At 61.2% G+C, this 18,686-nt stretch carries 19 protein-coding genes and 1 tRNA gene; 11 read left to right on the forward strand and 9 right to left on the reverse strand.

Annotated elements, in window-relative coordinates; translation table 11 throughout:
• Positions 1 to 42: 42 nt before the first annotated feature.
• Positions 43 to 2,181, forward strand: coding sequence for a sodium-translocating pyrophosphatase (locus tag FJQ55_RS07390; protein ID WP_140826991.1), 2,139 nt, complete (start codon positions 43 to 45; stop codon positions 2,179 to 2,181).
• Positions 2,182 to 2,260: 79 nt separating this feature from the next.
• On the opposite strand, the gene FJQ55_RS07395 is transcribed toward FJQ55_RS07390, so the two are convergent.
• Positions 2,261 to 2,779, reverse strand: coding sequence for an outer membrane protein assembly factor BamE (locus FJQ55_RS07395; protein WP_140829156.1), 519 nt, complete (start codon positions 2,777 to 2,779; stop codon positions 2,261 to 2,263).
• 244 nt (positions 2,780 to 3,023) lie between these two features.
• Between FJQ55_RS07395 and FJQ55_RS07400 the strand changes: the two genes are divergently transcribed.
• The 9 genes from FJQ55_RS07400 to FJQ55_RS07440 all read left to right on the forward strand — a co-directional run bounded on the left by FJQ55_RS07400 (position 3,024) and on the right by FJQ55_RS07440 (position 9,269).
• Complete coding sequence (locus tag FJQ55_RS07400; RefSeq protein WP_140826992.1) at positions 3,024 to 3,560, forward strand: ubiquinol-cytochrome C chaperone family protein; 537 nt, start codon at positions 3,024 to 3,026, stop codon at positions 3,558 to 3,560.
• A gap of 66 nt (positions 3,561 to 3,626) precedes the next feature.
• A complete protein-coding gene (locus tag FJQ55_RS07405; protein ID WP_140826993.1) occupies positions 3,627 to 4,187 on the forward strand; it encodes a YceD family protein in 561 nt (186 codons plus the stop codon).
• A gap of 100 nt (positions 4,188 to 4,287) precedes the next feature.
• Positions 4,288 to 5,334, forward strand: coding sequence for a phosphate acyltransferase PlsX (gene plsX / locus FJQ55_RS07410; protein WP_140826994.1), 1,047 nt, complete (start codon positions 4,288 to 4,290; stop codon positions 5,332 to 5,334).
• Between the two features lie 19 nt (positions 5,335 to 5,353).
• Positions 5,354 to 6,325 (forward strand): beta-ketoacyl-ACP synthase III, encoded by a 972-nt coding sequence (locus FJQ55_RS07415; RefSeq protein ID WP_140826995.1) that lies wholly within the window; start codon positions 5,354 to 5,356, stop codon positions 6,323 to 6,325.
• A gap of 108 nt (positions 6,326 to 6,433) precedes the next feature.
• Positions 6,434 to 6,772, forward strand: coding sequence for an integration host factor subunit alpha (locus FJQ55_RS07420; RefSeq protein WP_006727522.1), 339 nt, complete (start codon positions 6,434 to 6,436; stop codon positions 6,770 to 6,772).
• Between the two features lie 128 nt (positions 6,773 to 6,900).
• Positions 6,901 to 7,431: a MerR family transcriptional regulator gene (locus FJQ55_RS07425; protein ID WP_140829157.1), complete on the forward strand. Its 531-nt coding sequence runs from the start codon at positions 6,901 to 6,903 to the stop codon at positions 7,429 to 7,431.
• 102 nt (positions 7,432 to 7,533) lie between these two features.
• Positions 7,534 to 7,941: a hypothetical protein gene (locus tag FJQ55_RS07430; protein WP_140826996.1), complete on the forward strand. Its 408-nt coding sequence runs from the start codon at positions 7,534 to 7,536 to the stop codon at positions 7,939 to 7,941.
• An 85-nt stretch (positions 7,942 to 8,026) separates the two neighbouring features.
• A tRNA-Pro gene (locus FJQ55_RS07435) sits at positions 8,027 to 8,103 on the forward strand.
• A gap of 134 nt (positions 8,104 to 8,237) precedes the next feature.
• Positions 8,238 to 9,269, forward strand: a complete 1,032-nt coding sequence (locus FJQ55_RS07440; protein ID WP_140826997.1) for an extracellular catalytic domain type 1 short-chain-length polyhydroxyalkanoate depolymerase — start codon at positions 8,238 to 8,240, stop codon at positions 9,267 to 9,269.
• Between the two features lie 13 nt (positions 9,270 to 9,282).
• Here the strand turns inward: FJQ55_RS07440 and FJQ55_RS23415 are convergent, their stop codons facing one another.
• The 6 genes from FJQ55_RS23415 to FJQ55_RS07465 all read right to left on the reverse strand — a co-directional run bounded on the left by FJQ55_RS23415 (position 9,283) and on the right by FJQ55_RS07465 (position 14,545).
• Positions 9,283 to 9,432: a hypothetical protein gene (locus FJQ55_RS23415; protein ID WP_167507693.1), complete on the reverse strand. Its 150-nt coding sequence runs from the start codon at positions 9,430 to 9,432 to the stop codon at positions 9,283 to 9,285.
• A gap of 76 nt (positions 9,433 to 9,508) precedes the next feature.
• On the reverse strand, positions 9,509 to 9,802 hold the full coding sequence (locus FJQ55_RS07445; RefSeq protein WP_140826998.1) for a helix-turn-helix domain-containing protein: 294 nt from the start codon (positions 9,800 to 9,802) through the stop codon (positions 9,509 to 9,511).
• Positions 9,803 to 9,866: 64 nt separating this feature from the next.
• Positions 9,867 to 11,147 (reverse strand): O-antigen ligase family protein, encoded by a 1,281-nt coding sequence (locus tag FJQ55_RS07450; RefSeq protein WP_425467508.1) that lies wholly within the window; start codon positions 11,145 to 11,147, stop codon positions 9,867 to 9,869.
• Entirely contained in the window at positions 11,144 to 12,694 is a 1,551-nt protein-coding gene (locus FJQ55_RS07455) for an undecaprenyl-phosphate glucose phosphotransferase (protein WP_140826999.1), read from the reverse strand. The genes FJQ55_RS07450 and FJQ55_RS07455 overlap by 4 nt, the downstream gene beginning before the upstream one ends.
• Before the next feature lie 135 nt (positions 12,695 to 12,829).
• The gene (locus tag FJQ55_RS07460) at positions 12,830 to 13,966 is read right to left on the reverse strand and encodes a glycosyltransferase family 4 protein (RefSeq protein ID WP_140827000.1); all 1,137 of its coding nucleotides are present in this window, start codon (positions 13,964 to 13,966) and stop codon (positions 12,830 to 12,832) included.
• A gap of 3 nt (positions 13,967 to 13,969) precedes the next feature.
• On the reverse strand, positions 13,970 to 14,545 hold the full coding sequence (locus FJQ55_RS07465) for a polysaccharide biosynthesis/export family protein (protein ID WP_140827001.1): 576 nt from the start codon (positions 14,543 to 14,545) through the stop codon (positions 13,970 to 13,972).
• 196 nt (positions 14,546 to 14,741) lie between these two features.
• On the opposite strand from FJQ55_RS07465, the gene FJQ55_RS07470 reads away from it, so the two are divergent.
• Positions 14,742 to 17,000, forward strand: coding sequence for an exopolysaccharide transport family protein (locus tag FJQ55_RS07470; RefSeq protein WP_140827002.1), 2,259 nt, complete (start codon positions 14,742 to 14,744; stop codon positions 16,998 to 17,000).
• A 12-nt stretch (positions 17,001 to 17,012) separates the two neighbouring features.
• Here FJQ55_RS07470 and FJQ55_RS07475 read toward each other — a convergent pair whose 3' ends face one another.
• Positions 17,013 to 18,296 (reverse strand): GNAT family N-acetyltransferase, encoded by a 1,284-nt coding sequence (locus tag FJQ55_RS07475; protein WP_246085050.1) that lies wholly within the window; start codon positions 18,294 to 18,296, stop codon positions 17,013 to 17,015.
• A 127-nt stretch (positions 18,297 to 18,423) separates the two neighbouring features.
• Positions 18,424 to 18,633 (reverse strand): DUF2842 domain-containing protein, encoded by a 210-nt coding sequence (locus FJQ55_RS07480; protein WP_140827003.1) that lies wholly within the window; start codon positions 18,631 to 18,633, stop codon positions 18,424 to 18,426.
• Positions 18,634 to 18,686 lie beyond the last annotated feature (53 nt).

Here is an 18,686-nt window from a genome sequence, read left to right on the forward strand (position 1 = left end):
CCGCGATGAGTGAGGCGCGGGCAATACGGGAGGGTATTGCGAATGACGGTTCTTCTAGGCGTAATTTTATGCGGGCTTCTGTCCGTGGTCTACGCGGGCTGGGCGACACGCTCGGTTCTGGCGTCGGATCAAGGCAATGCCCGAATGCAGGAAATTGCAGGCTATATTCGCGAGGGTGCTCAGGCTTACCTCACTCGGCAATACCTGAACATTGCGATCGTCGGCGCCGTCGTTTTCGTCGGCACATGGTTTCTCCTGTCCGGCTCAGCGGCCATCGGCTTCCTGATCGGCGCAGTTCTGTCCGGTGCGGCCGGCTTCATCGGCATGCATGTCTCCGTCCGCGCCAACGTGCGCACAGCTCAGGCCGCATCACACAGCCTTTCGGCGGGTCTCGACATCGCGTTCAAGTCGGGCGCGATCACCGGCATGCTGGTGGCTGGCCTCGCGCTTCTCGGCGTCTCCATCTATTTCTACGTGCTGACGGCCATTCTCGGCCATGAAAGCGGTTCGCGCGAAGTCATCGATGCACTGGTTGCCCTCGGTTTCGGCGCGTCGCTGATCTCGATCTTCGCCCGTCTGGGCGGCGGTATCTTCACCAAGGGAGCAGACGTCGGCGGGGACCTCGTCGGCAAGGTCGAAGCCGGTATTCCGGAAGACGATCCGCGTAACCCGGCCACCATTGCAGATAACGTTGGCGACAATGTCGGCGACTGCGCGGGCATGGCGGCCGACCTGTTCGAGACCTATGCCGTCTCGGTCGTTGCAACCATGGTGCTTGCTGCGATCTTCTTTGCCGGCTCCGCAGCTCTCGACATCACCATGGTCTATCCGCTCGCGATCTGCGGCGCCTGCATCATCACCTCGATCATCGGCACCTTCTTCGTCAAGCTCGGCACAAACGGTTCGATCATGGGCGCCCTCTACAAGGGCCTGATCGTCACCGGTCTTTTGTCGATCGCCGGGCTGGCGCTCGCCACCTCGCTCACGGTCGGTTGGGGAACCATCGGCACCGTGGCGGGCACGGAAATCACCGGTCTCAACCTGTTCTTCTGCGGCATTCTCGGTCTGGTCGTCACCGCCCTGATCGTCGTCATCACCGAATACTACACCGGCACCAACAAGCGCCCGGTCAATTCGATCGCCCAGGCCTCGGTCACCGGTCATGGCACAAACGTCATCCAGGGCCTTGCGGTCTCGCTGGAATCGACGGCATTGCCCGCCATCGTCATCGTCGGCGGCATCGTCTCGACCTACCAGCTCGCCGGTCTCTTCGGAACGGCCATCGCCGTCACCACCATGCTCGGCCTCGCCGGCATGATCGTGGCGCTTGATGCCTTCGGCCCGGTCACCGACAATGCCGGCGGCATTGCTGAGATGGCCCATCTGCCGCCGGAGGTTCGCAAGTCCACTGATGCGCTCGATGCGGTCGGCAACACCACCAAGGCCGTCACCAAGGGCTACGCGATCGGCTCCGCCGGGCTCGGCGCGCTGGTTCTCTTCGCGGCGTATTCGAACGATCTCGCCTACTTCGCAGCCAACAGCGCACAGTATCCGTATTTCGCCGACATGGGCGCGATCTCCTTTGATCTCTCCAACCCTTACGTCGTCGCGGGCCTGATCTTCGGTGGCCTCATCCCCTATCTTTTCGGGGGTATCGCCATGACGGCCGTTGGCCGTGCTGCCGGCTCAATCGTCGAGGAGGTGCGCCAGCAGTTCCGCAACAAGCCGGGGATCATGCAAGGGACGGAGAAGCCGGACTACGGCCGCGCCGTCGACATCCTGACCAGGGCGGCAATCAAGGAGATGGTCATCCCGTCACTTCTGCCGGTTCTGGCCCCGCTCGTTGTCTATTTCGGCGTACTCCTCATCTCCGGCTCCAAGGCTTCCGCCTTCGCAGCGCTCGGAGCCTCGCTGCTCGGCGTTATCGTCAATGGCTTGTTCGTCGCCATTTCCATGACGTCGGGTGGCGGTGCCTGGGACAATGCGAAGAAGAGCTTCGAAGACGGTTTCATCGACAAGGACGGAGTGAAGCATCTGAAGGGATCGGACGCGCACAAGGCCTCCGTGACCGGCGACACCGTCGGTGATCCCTACAAGGATACCGCGGGACCTGCGGTGAACCCGGCGATCAAGATCACCAACATCGTGGCCCTGCTGCTGCTCGCAGTCCTCGCGCACTGAGCGCCAGCGATCTCCAGAAAAAAAGAAACCGCGGAAGGCAACTTCCGCGGTTTCTTTGTATTCGGATCTGCGCTGCGGCTTAGTTGCCGAAGCCGCCGCCGCCGAGAATGTTCTTGACGCTGTTGGCGGCTCCGCCGCCGCCCGAAAGCAGCTGCTGCAGGAAAGTGAGGTCGCGGCCGCCGGTCGGCGTGGTACGGGAAATCGTGTCGAAGACCTTGCCGTCCTGGAGCGTGTAGTTCGCCTCCTGGGTGACGATGCCGTCCTTGTCGAAATAGATGGCCAGGATCTGCTGCTCGACCAGCTTCTGCTTCATGAAGGCAACCGAGCGGACGCGCTTCTGCGAGATGTAATAAAACACTTCGCCGTCGAAGGTCGCGGTGGTCGAGGGCGTGCCGAGTGACAGCAGCACCTGCTCGCGGCTGGAACCGACCGGCACCAGATCAAGAGCTGCCTGGTCCACCACATAGCCGTTGTGGAACACTTCGGACGTCGTGCAGCCGGAAAGACCGGCAAGGGCAAGAGCGAGAGCCACGGCCGTGGAGTTCATCAGCTTCCTGTCCGCTTTAAAAATCCGAATGTTCACGCACGACTCTCCCATGACTGTCGACGGCAACCGGAAGGATGCCGGGTCGCTTCTGCGCATAGCATTGTGGCCTTTCCGGGGAAGGGCCGTCCAATCGCCAACGCTGCCTTCTTTCCCGCCACTTTGCCGATGGAAGCGGCAGGGTGAGGGGAGAACGGCATTGCAATTCACGTCTGCTTCGGTAAACCAGCTTTCGCAATCATGCAACATGAGCACGACCGGGCCCGGGCCATCGGCCGTCTCTTTTTGGTGGAATTGAATGGTATTCGGTTTCTTCCGTCAGAAAAGAAACAATCAGGCAATCGTCGAGCGGCAATACGCCGCCTTGACGTCGGCCGCGCGTACGCCTGCCTTCTATCTCGACATGAATGCTCCCGACACCGTCATGGGTCGGTTCGAAATGCTGACGATCATGCTGATTCTCTATTTCCGCCGCACCGCCCGGTCGGACCGGAGCGGACAGGAGATCGCGCAGAACATCATCGACGCCTTTTTTGAGGATGTCGATCATTCGATCCGCGAACTCGGTGTCGGCGATCCGGGCGTGCCTAAACGCATGAAGAAGCTTGCCAGCATGTATTACGGTCGGCTTGAATCCTATGCTGGCGCACTCGACAAGGGTGACCATGAGGCGCTGGCAGCGGCACTGGCGCGCAATCTTCACCCTGAAGTCATCCCGGCGCCCGAAATGAGGGCACTGGCAGACTGGATGTTTACCGCAGAAGAGGCGCTCTCCCTGGTGGAAGAGCCGGAGATCGAGACGGGCATGGCGCGAATCGCCGTGCCTGTCAGCTAAGACCTCCGCAGGTGGTACCAGCGCGGGGCTGCCGCAGGCTGCCTGCAACGGACAGAGGAATACCCGATGAGCAACAGACAATCCGACGAGCCCGCCGAATTCACCTACCGCGTCAAGGTCGGACATGTTTCGGCAAATCCTGTGCAGGTTCGCGTTGAAGCCGATGCGCGTGAACGCGCCGGTCTGGCAGAACTTTGGGAAGTGGAGGCGGTTAACCGCCTGGCGGCCGAATTGCAGATCGCACGCTGGAAAAAGGATGGTGTCCGCATCAAGGGTCACGTCTCAGGCGAGATCGTTCAATCCTGTGTGGTGACGCTTGAGCCTGTCGTTTCAGCCATCGAACAGGAGATCGATCAGATCTTCGTGCCGGAGGGGTCGAAACTCGCCCGCATCGTGCTGGACGGCGCCGGCGAAATGGTGCTCGATCCCGATGGACCGGATCTGCCTGAGACCTTTGTTGGTGATACCATCGACGCCGGAGCGCTGATCGCCGAATTCGCCGCCCTAGACATCGATCCTTATCCCAAGAAGCCCGGCGTCCAGTTCGCCGGCCATATCGAAAGTGAGCCGGAAGAAGAGAAGAAACCATCTCCCTTTGCCGTTCTCAAGGACTGGAAAAAGGATTGATGATCCCCCATCTGCGCCCGTGGGTGGGTTGTGCCGTCATTGAAAAGCGGTATTTTGACCGAAATTTCGCTGGCCAGCGATCAACAAGGGTCAGGTTTAAGTGATCAGAATTTCTCTCGACGTCATGGGCGGCGACTTCGGTCCCGAAGTCACGATACCAGGAGCGGCCAAGGCGCTGGAACGTCACCCGGAGGTCACCTTCCTCCTGTTCGGCCAGCAGGAGCGCTGCTTGCCGATTCTGGCGCAGTTCCCCAAGCTTAAGGACAAGTCTGTCTTTCACCACTGCGAAGTGTCGGTCGGCATGGACGAGAAGCCGAGCCAGGCGCTGCGCCGTGGCCGCTATGTCTCTAGCATGTGGCGCTCGATCGAGGCGGTGAAGACCGGCCAGGCGGACGTTGCCGTCTCCGCTGGCAATACCGGCGCACTGATGGCCATGGCCAAGTTCTGCCTGCGCACCATGGCGACCATCGAGCGCCCGGCGATTGCCGCCATCTGGCCAACACTCTCGGGCGAAAGCATCGTCCTGGACGTCGGTGCCGGCATCGGCGCCGATGCGCAGCAATTGCTCGATTTCGCCGTAATGGGCGGCGCCATGGCCCGTGCGCTGTTCGAGCTGGAGAAGCCGCTCGTCGGTCTGCTTAATGTGGGCGTCGAGGAAATCAAGGGACAGGAAGAGGTCAAGGAAGCGGGTCGCCTCATCCGCGAGGCCGGCCTCGACACAATCGACTATTACGGCTTCGTTGAAGGCGACGATCTGGGCAAGGGTACGGTTGACGTCGTGGTGACCGAAGGCTTTACCGGCAATATCGCACTGAAGACGGCGGAAGGCACGGCCAAGCAGATCGCTGAATATCTGCGCGCGGCCATGTCCCGCACCTGGATGGCCAAGCTTGGCTACATCCTCGCCAAGGGTGCCTTCGACCGCGTTCGCGAGAAGTTGGACCCGCGCAAGGTCAATGGCGGCGTTTTCCTCGGCCTGAACGGCATCGTCATCAAGAGCCACGGTGGCACCGATGCGGAAGGTTTTGCCGCAGCCGTCGATGTCGGTTATGACATGGCCCGCAACGGCCTGACGCAGAAGATCGAAAACGACTTGAAGAAATATCACGCGCGGCAGCCGGCTCCGGCAAGCCCTGAAAATGCGTGACGACAAGGCAGGAAACACGATGATCCGTTCAGTAGTTCGCGGGTTCGGAGCTTCGCTCCCGAAGCGGGTGGTCACCAATCGCGACCTCGAAGACATGGTCGAGACGTCGGACGAATGGATCGTCCAGCGCACCGGCATCCGCCAGCGTTATATCGCAGGCGAGGGGGAAACCACCGCGTCGCTGGGAGCGGCCGCCGCCGAGCAGGCACTGCAGCGTTCGGGCCTTACCGCTGATGACATCGACCTCATCATCTGTGCGACTTCGACACCCGACAACACCTTTCCGGCAACGGCCGTCAACATCCAGAACCGTCTGGGAATGACCCATGGCTTTGCCTTTGACGTCCAGGCCGTCTGTTCGGGTTTCGTCTACGCCATGGCGACGGCCGATCTCTACATCAAAGGCGGCATGGCAAAGCGCGTGCTGGTCATCGGCGCGGAGACCTTCTCGCGTATCCTAGACTGGACGGACCGCACCACCTGCGTGCTGTTCGGCGATGGCGCGGGCGCGGTCGTTCTGGAAGGCCAGGAGGGCGAGGGCACGCTCGCCGACCGCGGCATCCTGACGTCCAACCTGCGATCCGATGGCACCCATCGGGAGAAGCTCTACGTTGATGGCGGTCCCTCGACCACCGGCACGGTCGGCCATCTGCGCATGGAAGGCCGGGAAGTCTTCAAGCATGCCGTCGGCATGATCACCGACGTCATCGAAGCTGCCTTCGACGCCACCGGCACGACCGCCGCCGACATCGACTGGCTGGTGCCGCATCAGGCCAACAAGCGCATCATCGACGGCTCGGCGAAGAAACTGGGCATCCCGGACGAGAAGGTCGTGATCACCGTCGACCAGCACGGAAACACCTCTGCGGCCTCTATTCCGCTTGCTCTCGCGGTTGCGGCCGGCGATGGTCGCATCAAGCCCGGCGATCTCGTGATGCTGGAAGCCATGGGCGGTGGTTTCACCTGGGGCGCGGTCCTGCTGCGCTGGTAGTTCCAAAAAGAGTAAATATTGCGCACCAACAAGAGCTTGACCGTCGCCGTTAAGGACAATAGGTTCTTCCGAATTCAACAAGATCATTGATTTAGGCGGGCGAGAACTATGGCCGGGAAGACAGTGACACGTGCGGATCTGGCAGAATCAGTCTTTCGCAAGGTCGGTCTTTCGCGGACGGAGTCTGCGGAGCTGGTCGAAACGGTAATCGACGAGATCTGCAACGCCATCGTGCGTGGCGAATCCGTAAAATTGTCCTCCTTCGCAACCTTCCAGGTTCGCAGCAAAAACGAGCGCATCGGTCGCAACCCGAAGACCGGCGAGGAAGTGCCGATCTCGCCGCGCCGGGTCATGACCTTCAAGGCCTCCAACGTCTTGAAGCAGCGCATACTGCGCGCCCACATCGCCCGCAAGGCCAAGCAGAAGCCGGCCAATCCGGCGGCATGATACGGCCAAAATCGGTGGAGTATCGCTCCATCCGTCATAGATCGCTTGAAAAATCTGTCCCAAATCGTTGAAATAACGGGCGAGTCGCGCAGGCCCTTGCGCATCGCCCGTGGAGCATGGTCATGCAGTTGGACAAGAGCCCCGATGCCTTCCGCACCATCAGCGAAGTCGCGGACGATCTCGACCTGCCGCAGCATGTCCTTCGCTTCTGGGAGACCCGTTTTCCCCAGATCAAGCCGCTGAAACGCGGCGGCGGGCGTCGCTATTATCGGCCTGACGATGTCGAACTGCTGAAGGGCATTCGCCATCTGCTGTATGATCAGGGCTATACGATCAAGGGCGTCCAGAAGCTCCTCAAGACCAACGGCAACAAGTTCGTCATGGCGGTCGCGACCGGTGATGTCGCGACCATGGAAGCGCTTGTGGCCGCGAGTTCGGCCAAGACGGAAGATCCGCGCGTGGCCCTCGACGACGATCAGGTTGTCGGCCGCCCGAAGGTGCGCGCGAGCGGCCGCTTCTTCGGCTTCGGCGGATCAACTGATGACGCGTCGGAGATTTCCCTCGGCAAGGGCTCGATCGCCAAGGAGGACCGCGCTTTGCTGCAGGAAGCCCTGTTCGATCTCTTGGAATGCAAGCGCCTGCTCGATCAGGTGCGCTGATCTTTGTCCGCCGCTTGGCGATCACGGTGTGCCTGGAGTTCCCCAAGGGAACAGAGGCAGCCGAAAGACGTTGAGGGAACATCACGAACCGTGAGAGGTCCCATGAAACGTTTCATCGCCGCCGCCCTTCTCGTCGCCACGCCTGCATTTGCCCAGACACCGTCTCCCGCACCCCGCGCCACGGAAACCGCAGCTCGACCGCAGACGGTCGAGGATGCTTGCATCTTCGTGGCAAAAAGCGTGCTGATGGTGAAGGAGCTGAAGGTTGGCGTTGTTCAGGCCTTCCCGGATCTGACACCGCCCGGCGCGCGCCTGACTTACTCCACCCGAATGGACGCAGGCGAGGGTGACATCACCGACGAGATCGAATGCCAGTTCGACACGGGGACCAATCCCAAACAGGTCACGCGCTTTTGCATGGACTCGACCTGCTATGCCTCCGACAGCGAAGATCCGGAAGATCGCCGCCGCTTCGAAGAGGTACAGGCGCTGATGCAGCGGTTGAAGTAAGGCGGAGGAAATTTTCAGCACCCGCGACTTTCCCCTTGCACCCGCATGTCTGACTATCTAAAGGGAACGTGCCGTTTAGGCAGGTCGGGGCGTAGCGCAGCCCGGTAGCGCACTTGACTGGGGGTCAAGGGGTCGTGGGTTCAAATCCCGCCGCCCCGACCAATCTCTTCCTTGATATCCCAGCAAATTTCTCTTCATATCTTACCGGAAAGACGGGTTTGTCATCCGGGCGTCCTAGTAATGCTGCACCGCAGCATTACATCCGATCTTCACGCCAGTCGAAAGAGATCGCCACCATGCGTTTCAAGACCCCCCTGTCTCCGCTGTCAGCCCTTCTCAAGGGGCAGCGTCGTTGGCGCAAGCTGGTGAAGGACGCCTTCCCGGCAATTGGATTGGCGAAGCCCCCGAGGACCGCGCCCAAAGCGAAGGCGCGTCCCGCAGCCTCCCGCGCAGCGCTGGTCGAAGTCCACGCTTTCGGCAGCAATCCCGGGCGCCTGCGGATGTTCGAGTTCGTGCCGGCTCTTAAGCGCGACCCACCGACTTTGGTGGTGGTTCTCCACGGCTGTCTGCAGACGGCGCAGCAGTTCGACAAGGGCAGCGGCTGGAGCCGCATGGCTCGTGACAAGGGCTTCGTGCTGCTCTATCCGGAGCAGACCAGGGAGAACAACCACAACCTCTGCTTCAACTGGTTCCGGCCAAGTTCCGTGGCGCGTGACCGCGGAGAACTGATGTCGATTCGCCAGATGGTGGACAACTGCGCCCGTCGCCACAACATTCCCTCCAGCCGCATCTTTGTTCAGGGGCTTTCTGCCGGTGGCGCCATGGCCGGGGCGCTCCTCGCGACTTATCCGGAGGCCTTCGCTGCAGGACAAATTGTCGGAGGCCTGCCCTATGGGGCAGCGCGCGATGCGATGTCGGCCCTGCATGTGATGAGATCAGGGGCCAGTCGCTCGCCGAAGGAATGGGGCGATCTCGTGCGTTCCGTCCGCGCCGAAGGCGCGGAGGGGCGCCTAGCCGTGTCCATCTGGCACGGGCGTGCCGACAGCGTCGTGGCGGTTGCCAATGCCGAGGCGACCCTTGCGCAATGGCTGGATGTATACGGTCTTGAGCGCGAGGCAGGGACGGAGATATCCGTTGCTGACGGAAGCTGGATCGTCTGGAAGGATGAGAAAGGCAAGGTGCTGGTCGAATACCGGATCATCGATGATCTCGACCACGGTCTGCCGGTTCCGCTCAAGCGTGGTACGTCCGGGCGGCAGCCCTATATGCTTGAGGGCGCAAACAGCGCCCCCAAGCAATTCTATGAAAGTTTCATACGCCGCGTCTGACGCAGTCGCACGGTCAGTTCTGCTCAACCGAAACGCCGTTCTCGCCGATGCGGAGTTCCACGCCATCCGGCTTGCGCTCCTCCTGATAGACGTAGATGCCCAGTCCGATGACGGCGACGATGAGGGCACCGATGATCAAGTAGAGGCCATTGTTCCGGCTCATGAAATTCTCCTGTCTGGTTATGTCAGGCAGGAAAGTGTTTAACCGGGATATTGTTCCACCAGCTTATGAGAAATAGTCAATCATTGTTGGTGGAGTTGAGTTCTTCCGGACGCATGCCTTCCTGGTGGTCAGCGGCAGCGAGCCTTAAACCGGCGCCGCCGGGACCGGCTTCACCTGAGGAAAGGAACAACACGCCAAGCCGCTCCAGTGCCTGTCTGAGGGCGAGGTGATCGGACGGGCCTGCTTCGTATCCATTGCCGGATTCGATCTGCAGGATCAGCAACGCCGAAATCCCACTCTCCTGGGAAAGCCGTTCGATCGTCAGGTCGAGCATTGCGCGGGCAGCGCGTATCTGGGCTGGTGTGATCATAGATCGAATATGGCGCAGCCGGCTGCAGGATCAAGGCTTCGATGGGAGCGCCTGGCTTGGCAGATCAACGCCGGCCGATAGCTTGAGGCGGCATCGTTCCGCCAGCGCGGCGGCGCACGATCTGTTTCTGATAGCGGTGTTCGAGTGCACAGCAGCCCCAGACGATGCCCAGCACGAGATAGAAGTGTCGCCAGTGGTCGGTGTCGATGACATTGCCAATCAACATGTGTCCGACAAGCACGATCCAGGCGATCATCAGATAGGGTTGCCAGGGCCGGTCGCGCAACAGGTAGCGGAAGCCCATGCAGAACGTCCAGGCGATCAGCGAGATGTAGGAAACGAAGCCGACCCAGCCATAGGTCATCAGCGATTTCAGCCAGATATTGTGTTCGTCCTCGGGAAAGATCTTGCCGAACATCATCGGCCCGATGCCGAGCGGACGCTCCATCGCCATCTGGAAGCCGAGGCGATGACGTTCGAAGCGACCGAGATGACCGCCGTCGTAGTCTTGGACGAGCTGGGTGCGCGCCAGGAACAGATCGCGTACCTTTTCGAACTGCAATGCCACGACCAGCGCCATCACCATAACGCCGACAGCAGCGACCGACAGCATCAGGATCTTCAGGCGGAAGGCGTTGCTCCGCTCCTTCAGCAGCATGATGAAGATTAGTGCCATGGCGGAAAACAGGAAGAGCCCCCAGGCCGCACGGGAAAACGACAGGAACACGGCAAAGGCGATGATCAGAATGCCCGCAAGGCGCAGCGGCGACTGCGAAAGCTTGCCCTTCAGCAGGCCGTAGAGGAGGTAGAGCATGGGCGCGACGAGGAAGGGGCCGAAGACGTTCGGATCCTGAAAGGCGCCCATCGCCCGGTCGTAGCGGGTAAAGACTTCCGCGCCCGGAAAGGCGTGGAAGTAGCCGAGGATACCAAGCATGCCGGTCAGGATGGCGGCCACCACCCAAGCGCGGAAGATCAGCACCAGCCGCTGGTGGCGGTCCTCGATGACGGCGGCATAAAACACCGCTGTCAGCGCGAGAAAGATCGAAACGAAGATATAGAGGAACTGCTCCGTCAGGATGTCCTGCATCACGGTCAGCGCCAGCATGCCGCCGATGTTGAAGGTCAGGAGCAGGGCGAGCAGCGGCGCAACGGTCCGAGAGATGCGCAGCCCGAACAGAAACCAAAGCGCCACCTGTCCGACCATCAGCAGTTCATAGGGTGCCGGCTCGGAAATGACGAAGCCGGAGAGGAAGACACCGAACCCCAGCACCCAGGACACGACCATCTGCAGGGCCGCGACCTGCATCCGGGGAAGGGCAGGGCTCTGGTCGACGATCGCGCTCAATAGGCATTTTCCGTATTGAGAAGCTTGATCGGGGTGAGGAACAGGATCTTCAGGTCGAACCAGAGCGACCAGTTCTCGATGTAGTAGAGGTCGAAGGCGGTACGGAACTTGATTTTCTCGTCCGTGTCGATCTCGCCGCGCCAGCCATTGATCTGGGCCCAGCCGGTGACGCCTGGTTTCACCCGGTGGCGGGCGAAATAACCCTCAACGATCTCGCCATAGGTCTTGTCGCGCGTCTGGCCGAGCACGGCATGCGGGCGGGGGCCCACAAGCGAGAGGTCGCCACGCAGCACGTTGAAGATCTGCGGCAGCTCGTCGATCGAGGTCTTGCGGATGAAGCGCCCGACCTTCGTCACGCGCGGATCGTTTTTCGTCACGGCGTTCTTCGCCGTCGGGTCGCTCATCTCGGTATACATCGAGCGGAACTTCAGGACGTTGATGACTTCGTTGTTGAAGCCGTGCCGCTTCTGGACAAAGAAGACCGGCCCCTTGGACGTCGTCTTCACGGCGATCGCCGTGCCGATGAAGACCGGCCACAGAAGCACGAGGGCAAGCAGACTGAACACGATGTCGAAGGCGCGTTTGGCAACCGAATCCCAGTCGCGGATCGGCTTGTCGAGGATGTCGAGCAGCGGAACCGCGCCGACATGGGAATAGGAACGGGGGCGAAAGCGCAGGTTGTTGGAATGGGCGGCCAGACGCACATCGACCGGCAGGACCCAGAGCATGCGCAAGAGCTCCATGATGCGCGCTTCGGCGCTGAGCGGGAGCGAGATGATCAGCATGTCGATATGCGCGAGCCGGGCGAATTCTACGAGCTCCGCCACCGTGCCGAGCTTGGGATAGCCGGCAACGACGTCCGGCGAGCGCTGCGAATTACGGTCGTCGAAGATACCGCAAATGCGGATGTCGTTTTCCGGCTGCTGTTCGAGCGCCCGGATCAGATCCTTGGCCGGCTTGCCGCCACCGACGATCACGGCTCGACGTTCCATCACGCCGTTACGGCCCCAGCGACGAATGGCAAAACCGATCAGGTTGCGTTCGATGACGAGGAAGGCGCCACCGACGACGAACCAGACGGTGAGGGTACTCGGATATTTGACGTCGAAATCGCCGAATAGCAGAGTGGCGAGCGAGGTGAGCGCAACAGCCACGGTCCAGCTTATGAGAACGCGCGCAATCGAGCGCATCGGCGTGCGCAGAATGGAGACATGGTAGCAGTCGCTTGCCTGCATGAATGCCAGGGCCAGCAAGGCACCGCCAAAACCGCTGACTGCGCTCAGGACGAAATGAGGGCCGGGTTCAAGCGCCATGAAATAATTGGCTGCAAGCGCGATGGCAAAAAGGCTGAAGAATTCCAGGAAGCGCAACTGGCCGATGACGATCGACGGCGAATAGTTGGCAACGGCATATTGCGAGGCGATCTGGCGCGCCAGGGCGCTCACTTCTGCTTTTGGTTCGCTGGATGTCGTGCCATCGGCATTCAATGCCGGCTTGCGGCGGAGCGCCTCGAGATCGAAAGCGTCCGGTTTGTCGACCTTGTTCATCGGGATCCCTCGCACACCTCGCACATGGGTGCGCACAAGGATTAGCGACAAGGTCCTAAGAAACGCTTTAGCGCCGTCTGAAATCGAGGTGAAACATGTGCCGCGACGGCACATCATCTGCGTGTCTGTCAGGGCTTACGGGAGATGGCGCTGATAAAGGTCTTCGACCTGTGCGGCCATAACGGAGGCGGAAAAGCGCCTGCGGAAGCCTTCGCGCTCAGGCATGGTTCGCCGCGACCAGTCCGCCGAGGTGAGGGCAGTTGCCATCACGGCGGCCAGGGCTGCCGGATTGCCGGGTTCCACCAGGGCCGCACTGTCGCTGCCGAGGATTTCCGGGATACCGCCGACCCGTGACGCAATAACCGTCTTCTCCGCCGCGAGCGCTTCCAGCACGATATAGGGCATTGCTTCGGCGCGCGAGGGAATGACGACGATATCGGCCATCGCAAACGCGTCTCTGACAGGCATGGCAGGAAGCATCGTTATGCGGTCCGACAAGCCTCTTTCGTTGAGCATGCGCCTGTATTTCTGTTCGTCCGGACCGTCGCCGATAATGCGGGCGCTGAGGGGCCTGCCCAGTCGCCGTTCCATCTGATCAAAGGCTTCGATGAAGACATCAGGTCCCTTCATGTCGCGCAACATGCCGATATAGACGAAGTCCGCGCCATTGGCCGACCGGGGCACCGCGCCGAAGTCACGGTCGCTGATTCCGTTATAGATGCGGACGGCATCGCAATGGGGCTTGCCGATCTTCGTCTCATAGGTGGCGCGCTCGTAGTCACAGACGAAGGAGATCGCCTCCGTGCCGCGCTCCAGAATGCGCTCTGCCATGAAGACGGTTTCGCCTGACAGCGTGCGGGAGCGGAAATGCAGGCTTCCGCCATGCGGGGAATAGAGGCGGGCCACGCGATACCTTTGAACCCGCAGGATCGAGCCGATGACCCGCGCGATCACGCCGCCCTTGGCGCCGTGTCCGTGCAAGATGTCAGGCTGCAATGCCTTGATATGGTTGTAGCAGTCTTTCAGTGCCGCCAGATCGCTCAGGCTGACTGAGCGCTGGATGGGCAGGCGCTCCAGCCCGAGCGACAGATAGGGCATGATTTGCACGAAAAGCTTGTCTTCGTGCTCGCTTCCGGTGGAGCTGTCGCAGACGATGCCGACTTGATGGCCAGCCTGGCTGTGATGTTCGGCGAGATCGCGGACATGGCGAAAGATGCCGCCCACGGGTGATCGAAAGCAATGGACGATGCGCAAAGGCCGCTTGTCTGACATCGATCAGAAAAGCCGTTCGCGCACGTAAATGGTGTCGCCTGCAAGGATGGGGTCGGTGATCGGCACGCGGCCGGTGATGATCTGACCGTTGATCTTGCGCGTCACGTCCACGTCACGCTGGTTCGAACGGCCTGTGAAACCGCCGGACACGGCGATGGCGTTGAGAATGGTCATGCCCGGGACGTAAGCATACTGGCCCGGCTGTCCGACTTCACCCATGACGAAGATCGAACGATAGCGGTCGATCTCGATGGTAACGTCTGGATCGCGCAGATAGCCTTGCTTCAGCTTCTGGGCGAGCACGCCCTCAAGCTGGGTCAGTGTTGCGCCGCGGGCGGCGACCTGGCCGACGAGCGGGAAAGCGATGTAGCCCGCCTGGTCAACGGTGTAGGTGTTGGTCAGGCTCGGCTGCTCGAATACGGTGACGCGCAACCGGTCGCCGCTATCGAGGCGATAGGGCTGGATCGTGGCCTCGTGAAAGACCTTCGGCGCAGGGCGATAACCGGCGCAACCAGCCAGGCTGGCGGACAGAAGTGCGCCTGCGACCAGAAGTACCGCGTGTTTCCCCACCATGGCCATGCGCAGTCGCGCCCCCGATTGAACCCGTTTCGTTGTCTCGTTATCGAACGGTTAGGGTTAATGCCCGGTAAACGGCAGACCGCGCATTTCACCCTGAGGTGAGATGAGGGAAGGCGTTAGGTTGCACCACTTGCGATTAACCCTTGAGTTACCATGATCCTTTACGATTGCACGGACAAAGCCCCGGGAGTGTGTGATGCCGAGTTTGGACCGTGATCAGCAGGACGTCGATATCGACCTGGCGCAGTTTTTCCGTGCCGTGTGGCAACGGAAAGGGATCATCCTCACCACGACGGCACTCGTCGGCGTGCTGGCTTTCGTCGGCGCGCACGCGATCGCGCCCACTTACAAAAGCAATGCGATGCTGCTGATCGAGCCGCGCGAGCCGAGTTTTTCAGCATCCGGCCCGAACGCATCGACGGTCGAACCGATGCCCGACGAACTGAATGTGGTCAGCCAGGTTCAGCTCCTGCAGTCGGTCGACCTGATCAAGCAGGTGGCCCGTGACCTCAATTTGCACGAGCGGCCTGAGTTCGACCCTGAATCCAGCCCCTCTGCCATCACCGATTTTCTAGTTCTGTTCGGTCTTACAAAGAATCCTCTCGACCTTCCGCCGGAAGAGCGGGTGCTGAAGGCGTTCAAGGAAAAGCTTTCCGTCTATCAGGTCGAAAAATCCCGTGTGATTGGGATCGAATTCGCGTCCAAAGACCCGCAACTTGCCGCCGACGTGCCCAATGCGATCACTGACGTCTATCGCTCCTTGCAGAGCGGCGCCAAGCTTGACAGCAATTCCGAAGCAGTCCGCTGGCTGGAAACCGAAATCGCCAACCTGCGGGAGAAGGTCCGGGAGGCAGAGCAGAAGGTGGCGGAGTATCGCTCCAATGCCGGCTTGATGTCGCTCGGCTCCGACCAATCCTTCAGCAGCAAGCAGTTGTCCGACATCTCCACCGAACTCGCTCGCGTCCGCGGCGAACGGGCCAATGCCGAAGCGACTGCCGAGAACCTCAAGGCCGCAATCAAGGCAGGAAGGTCGACCGACACCATCGACGCAGTCAGTCGCTCGGAATCGATCCAGCGCCTGCGTACGGCTGAATCGCAGATCCAGGCACAGATATCCGATCTTTCGACACGGCTGCTCGACGGGCACCCGCAGATGAAATCGCTGCGTGCGCAACTGGCCAGTCTACGTGACCAGATCCGTGTCGAAGCCTTGAAGGTTGCCGCCGGTCTTGAGAACGAAGCGGCTGTTGCCCGCGAGCGCGAAACGCAGCTGATTTCCCAGATGAACAGCGTCAAGGCCGACACTGCCCGCGCCGGTGAGGATGAAGTCGGCCTGAAGTCGCTGGAGCGCGAAGCGGCCGCCCAGCGTCAGCTGCTGGAAACCTATCTGGCGCGCTACCGCGAGGCTTCATCACGCCTCGACAAGGATTCGAGCCCGGCCGACGCCCGCGTTATCTCGCGCGCCGTCCCGCCGCAGGAGGCGAGCTTCCCCAAGATCCTTCCGATGACCATCGTCTCAGCTGTTGCCACCTTGATCCTGTCCTGCGTGATCGTCATGCTGATGGAACTGTTCAGCGGTCGCGCCCTGCGCCCCGCTGCCGGTTCTTACGCGCGCGACCATGAACGCGACGTGGAATTTGAGGATGAGGATATGCACGCCGCCGCCGAGGCGGATCTCGCTGATGATGTCGCACCGGCCGCGGTCCTCGCTCCTGCCCCGGCACTGGCCGTTGCAACAGCTCCAGCAAAGCCGGCAAGCCTGCTGGATCTGACCGAAGAGGCAGAGCAGGCTCCTGTCGTCGGGCAAGAAACAGATGAGGACGTTGCCGGTCCGGTTGAGGCCAGCGAAACGGCTGACGAAGGCGAAGACGACTTCTCCGCCACATCCGTTGCCGATTACCTGCTGGAGCAGGGGACCCGCGCGGCGTTCGCGATTTCTCCCTCGGGTGACGATGGTTCCGCTGGCACTGTCGCGCTGGCACGAGAAGTGGCGGGCCGCGGGCGGCGCGTTGTCTTGATCGATATGACGGGCTCCGCCTGGCCGAGCCAGATGATGACTGCCTGGGCCGATCTGCCCGGCATCACCGATCTCTTGACCGGCGAAGCGGCCTTTGCCGATTGCATCCACCCTGACCGTAGCTCGACCGCCGACATCATTCCGCAAGGCAACGCGGACGTGCGCCAGGCCATGCGGGGCGCCGACCGCCTCTCGATGATCGTCGACGCTCTGGCGGATGCCTATGATCTCGTACTGGTCGAATGCGGTCCGGCGGAAGCCAATGGTCTCGCTCGGCTCAGCCGCAACGGCAAACACGAGATCATTCTATCGGCACCTGAACCGGATGCCCGTGAACTGGCGGATATAATGCGCGCCTTCCAGGAGGTCGGTTATGATGATCTGGTCTTGATGTCGGTTCGGCCGAAGGTCAATGGTCCGCGCCGCAGGGCGGCCTAAGAGCCCCAGCGGTTACTGCTCGTCGCTGATAGGGACTACGGCGGCAGGGTTCTTCGAGCCAAGAGCCCGGATGCGCTGGAGGGTGGAATAAAGCGTGGCGTTGTTCTTGATCCCGGCTTTCGCACGAGTCATTCCCTTGAATAGCCATTCCGCGAGCCGGCCGACCGGCGTGATGGCTATCATCAAGTCGTGATGCTCCGTCGGGTTTCGGCACCAGCGCCGCTTGTAGTCCTGGTCGCCGATGCCGAAATCGAAGACGGCGGCACCTGTAAGCGCCGCCCGCTCGATCATCAGCCAGAAAAGCAACTCGCCCGGGCTCGCTTCGGGCATGAAGGTGTCATCGATCGAGCCGAACTGGCATATGACGTGATCGCCCTTGCGCGACAGACCTGCTATCGCTGCGATCTTGCCGGAATGCTCACCTTTGAGCCGCAGCGCGTGCATTTCAAGCGGCACGTCGTTCCCGCCTCGATCCATTTCGAGCGCCATATGGAAAAAGGCTTGCGTCTCGGCAGCCTGGAAGACATTCGGCAATCCTTGCGCCGCGAAACGGGCTGCCTTCTGACGAAAGAAGGTGTCGAGAAGCGCGGTCTTGTCGCCCGGACTGGTGGCACGCACATGCTCGAACCCGCCTACGGCGTCCATCTTGCGGACCTGGGAGCGAAATTTCTTCCGGCGTGCCTTGGCGTTGAGCGGTGCGATCGTCGCTTCCATGTCCGTCCCGAGCCGGACCTGGAAGGCGGAGTTCGGGTTCCTGACCGAGTTGAAGTCGCTGAAGGGGTGGCGCTCGTCACGCCAGTCGAGCGGCACATGGGTGAGCCGGACTAGGTCGGCTCGGCCGGTAAGGGCTTGCGCCAGCTGGTGGCTGAGGGTTGACATCGGCAGGTGCCGGGCTTGGCGACGAAAATCGGCGGTGAAAAGTCCGCTGTTGTAATTGGTGAAGGCGCTGCCGATGAATTGCGCCGTGCGCACCATGGCATGGCTTTCGATCTCGAGCGGCAGGATGAAGGCGGGAACGCCGTCGATCTTGCCCTCGACGATCGCGACCGGGCTGTCATGCGTCTGGACCCAGGCATAGCACCAGTTGAAAGCCTGGTGCATCGAGTTCCAGGGATCGGCCTCCAGCTGGCGCCAGACACGCTCCACCGCCTTCATGTCGTTGTGGACGGTGATGGAAAGGCGCGGGGCGCCACTGATGCTTGCAAGCACGTCGGTGGAACGGCCCGGCACGACAGAGTCGGGAATGGCCATCTGCCCTGCAAAGACAGTCATGGTCTTCGATGTCAGTTCCCGCATGCGGGTCTCCCGTCCGTTTTGCCTGCGCGCGAGCCGAAGCTAGTGCCGGCTTCTGCAAGAAACGGTTATCGGAAGGCCATTTCCGGTCGATCGAACCGGAACGCGGTAAACAGCTGGTAAAGGTGCCCTACTTGCGCGCCGGTCCCGCCATCCACTTGATGATCAGCATGGCCGGCACGATCCACAAGACGCCGGACAGGACGAAGTAAAGGAGGTGACCCCACCAGGGAGCCTCAGCCAGTGTGGCAGACGCAATCGTTGTCGCCAGCAGCGCATAGAGCAAAACGATGATGATAATCGCGATCGTTCCGATGAAGGAGCGCAGGGATGGCCGCATGGCACGCCTCTCTTTTAGGACTGGCCCGTCATCTTGCGACGCGACCGCTTGCC

It is taken from the genome of Rhizobium glycinendophyticum, from assembly GCF_006443685.1.
Classification (GTDB): Bacteria; Pseudomonadota; Alphaproteobacteria; order Rhizobiales; family Rhizobiaceae; genus Allorhizobium; species Allorhizobium glycinendophyticum.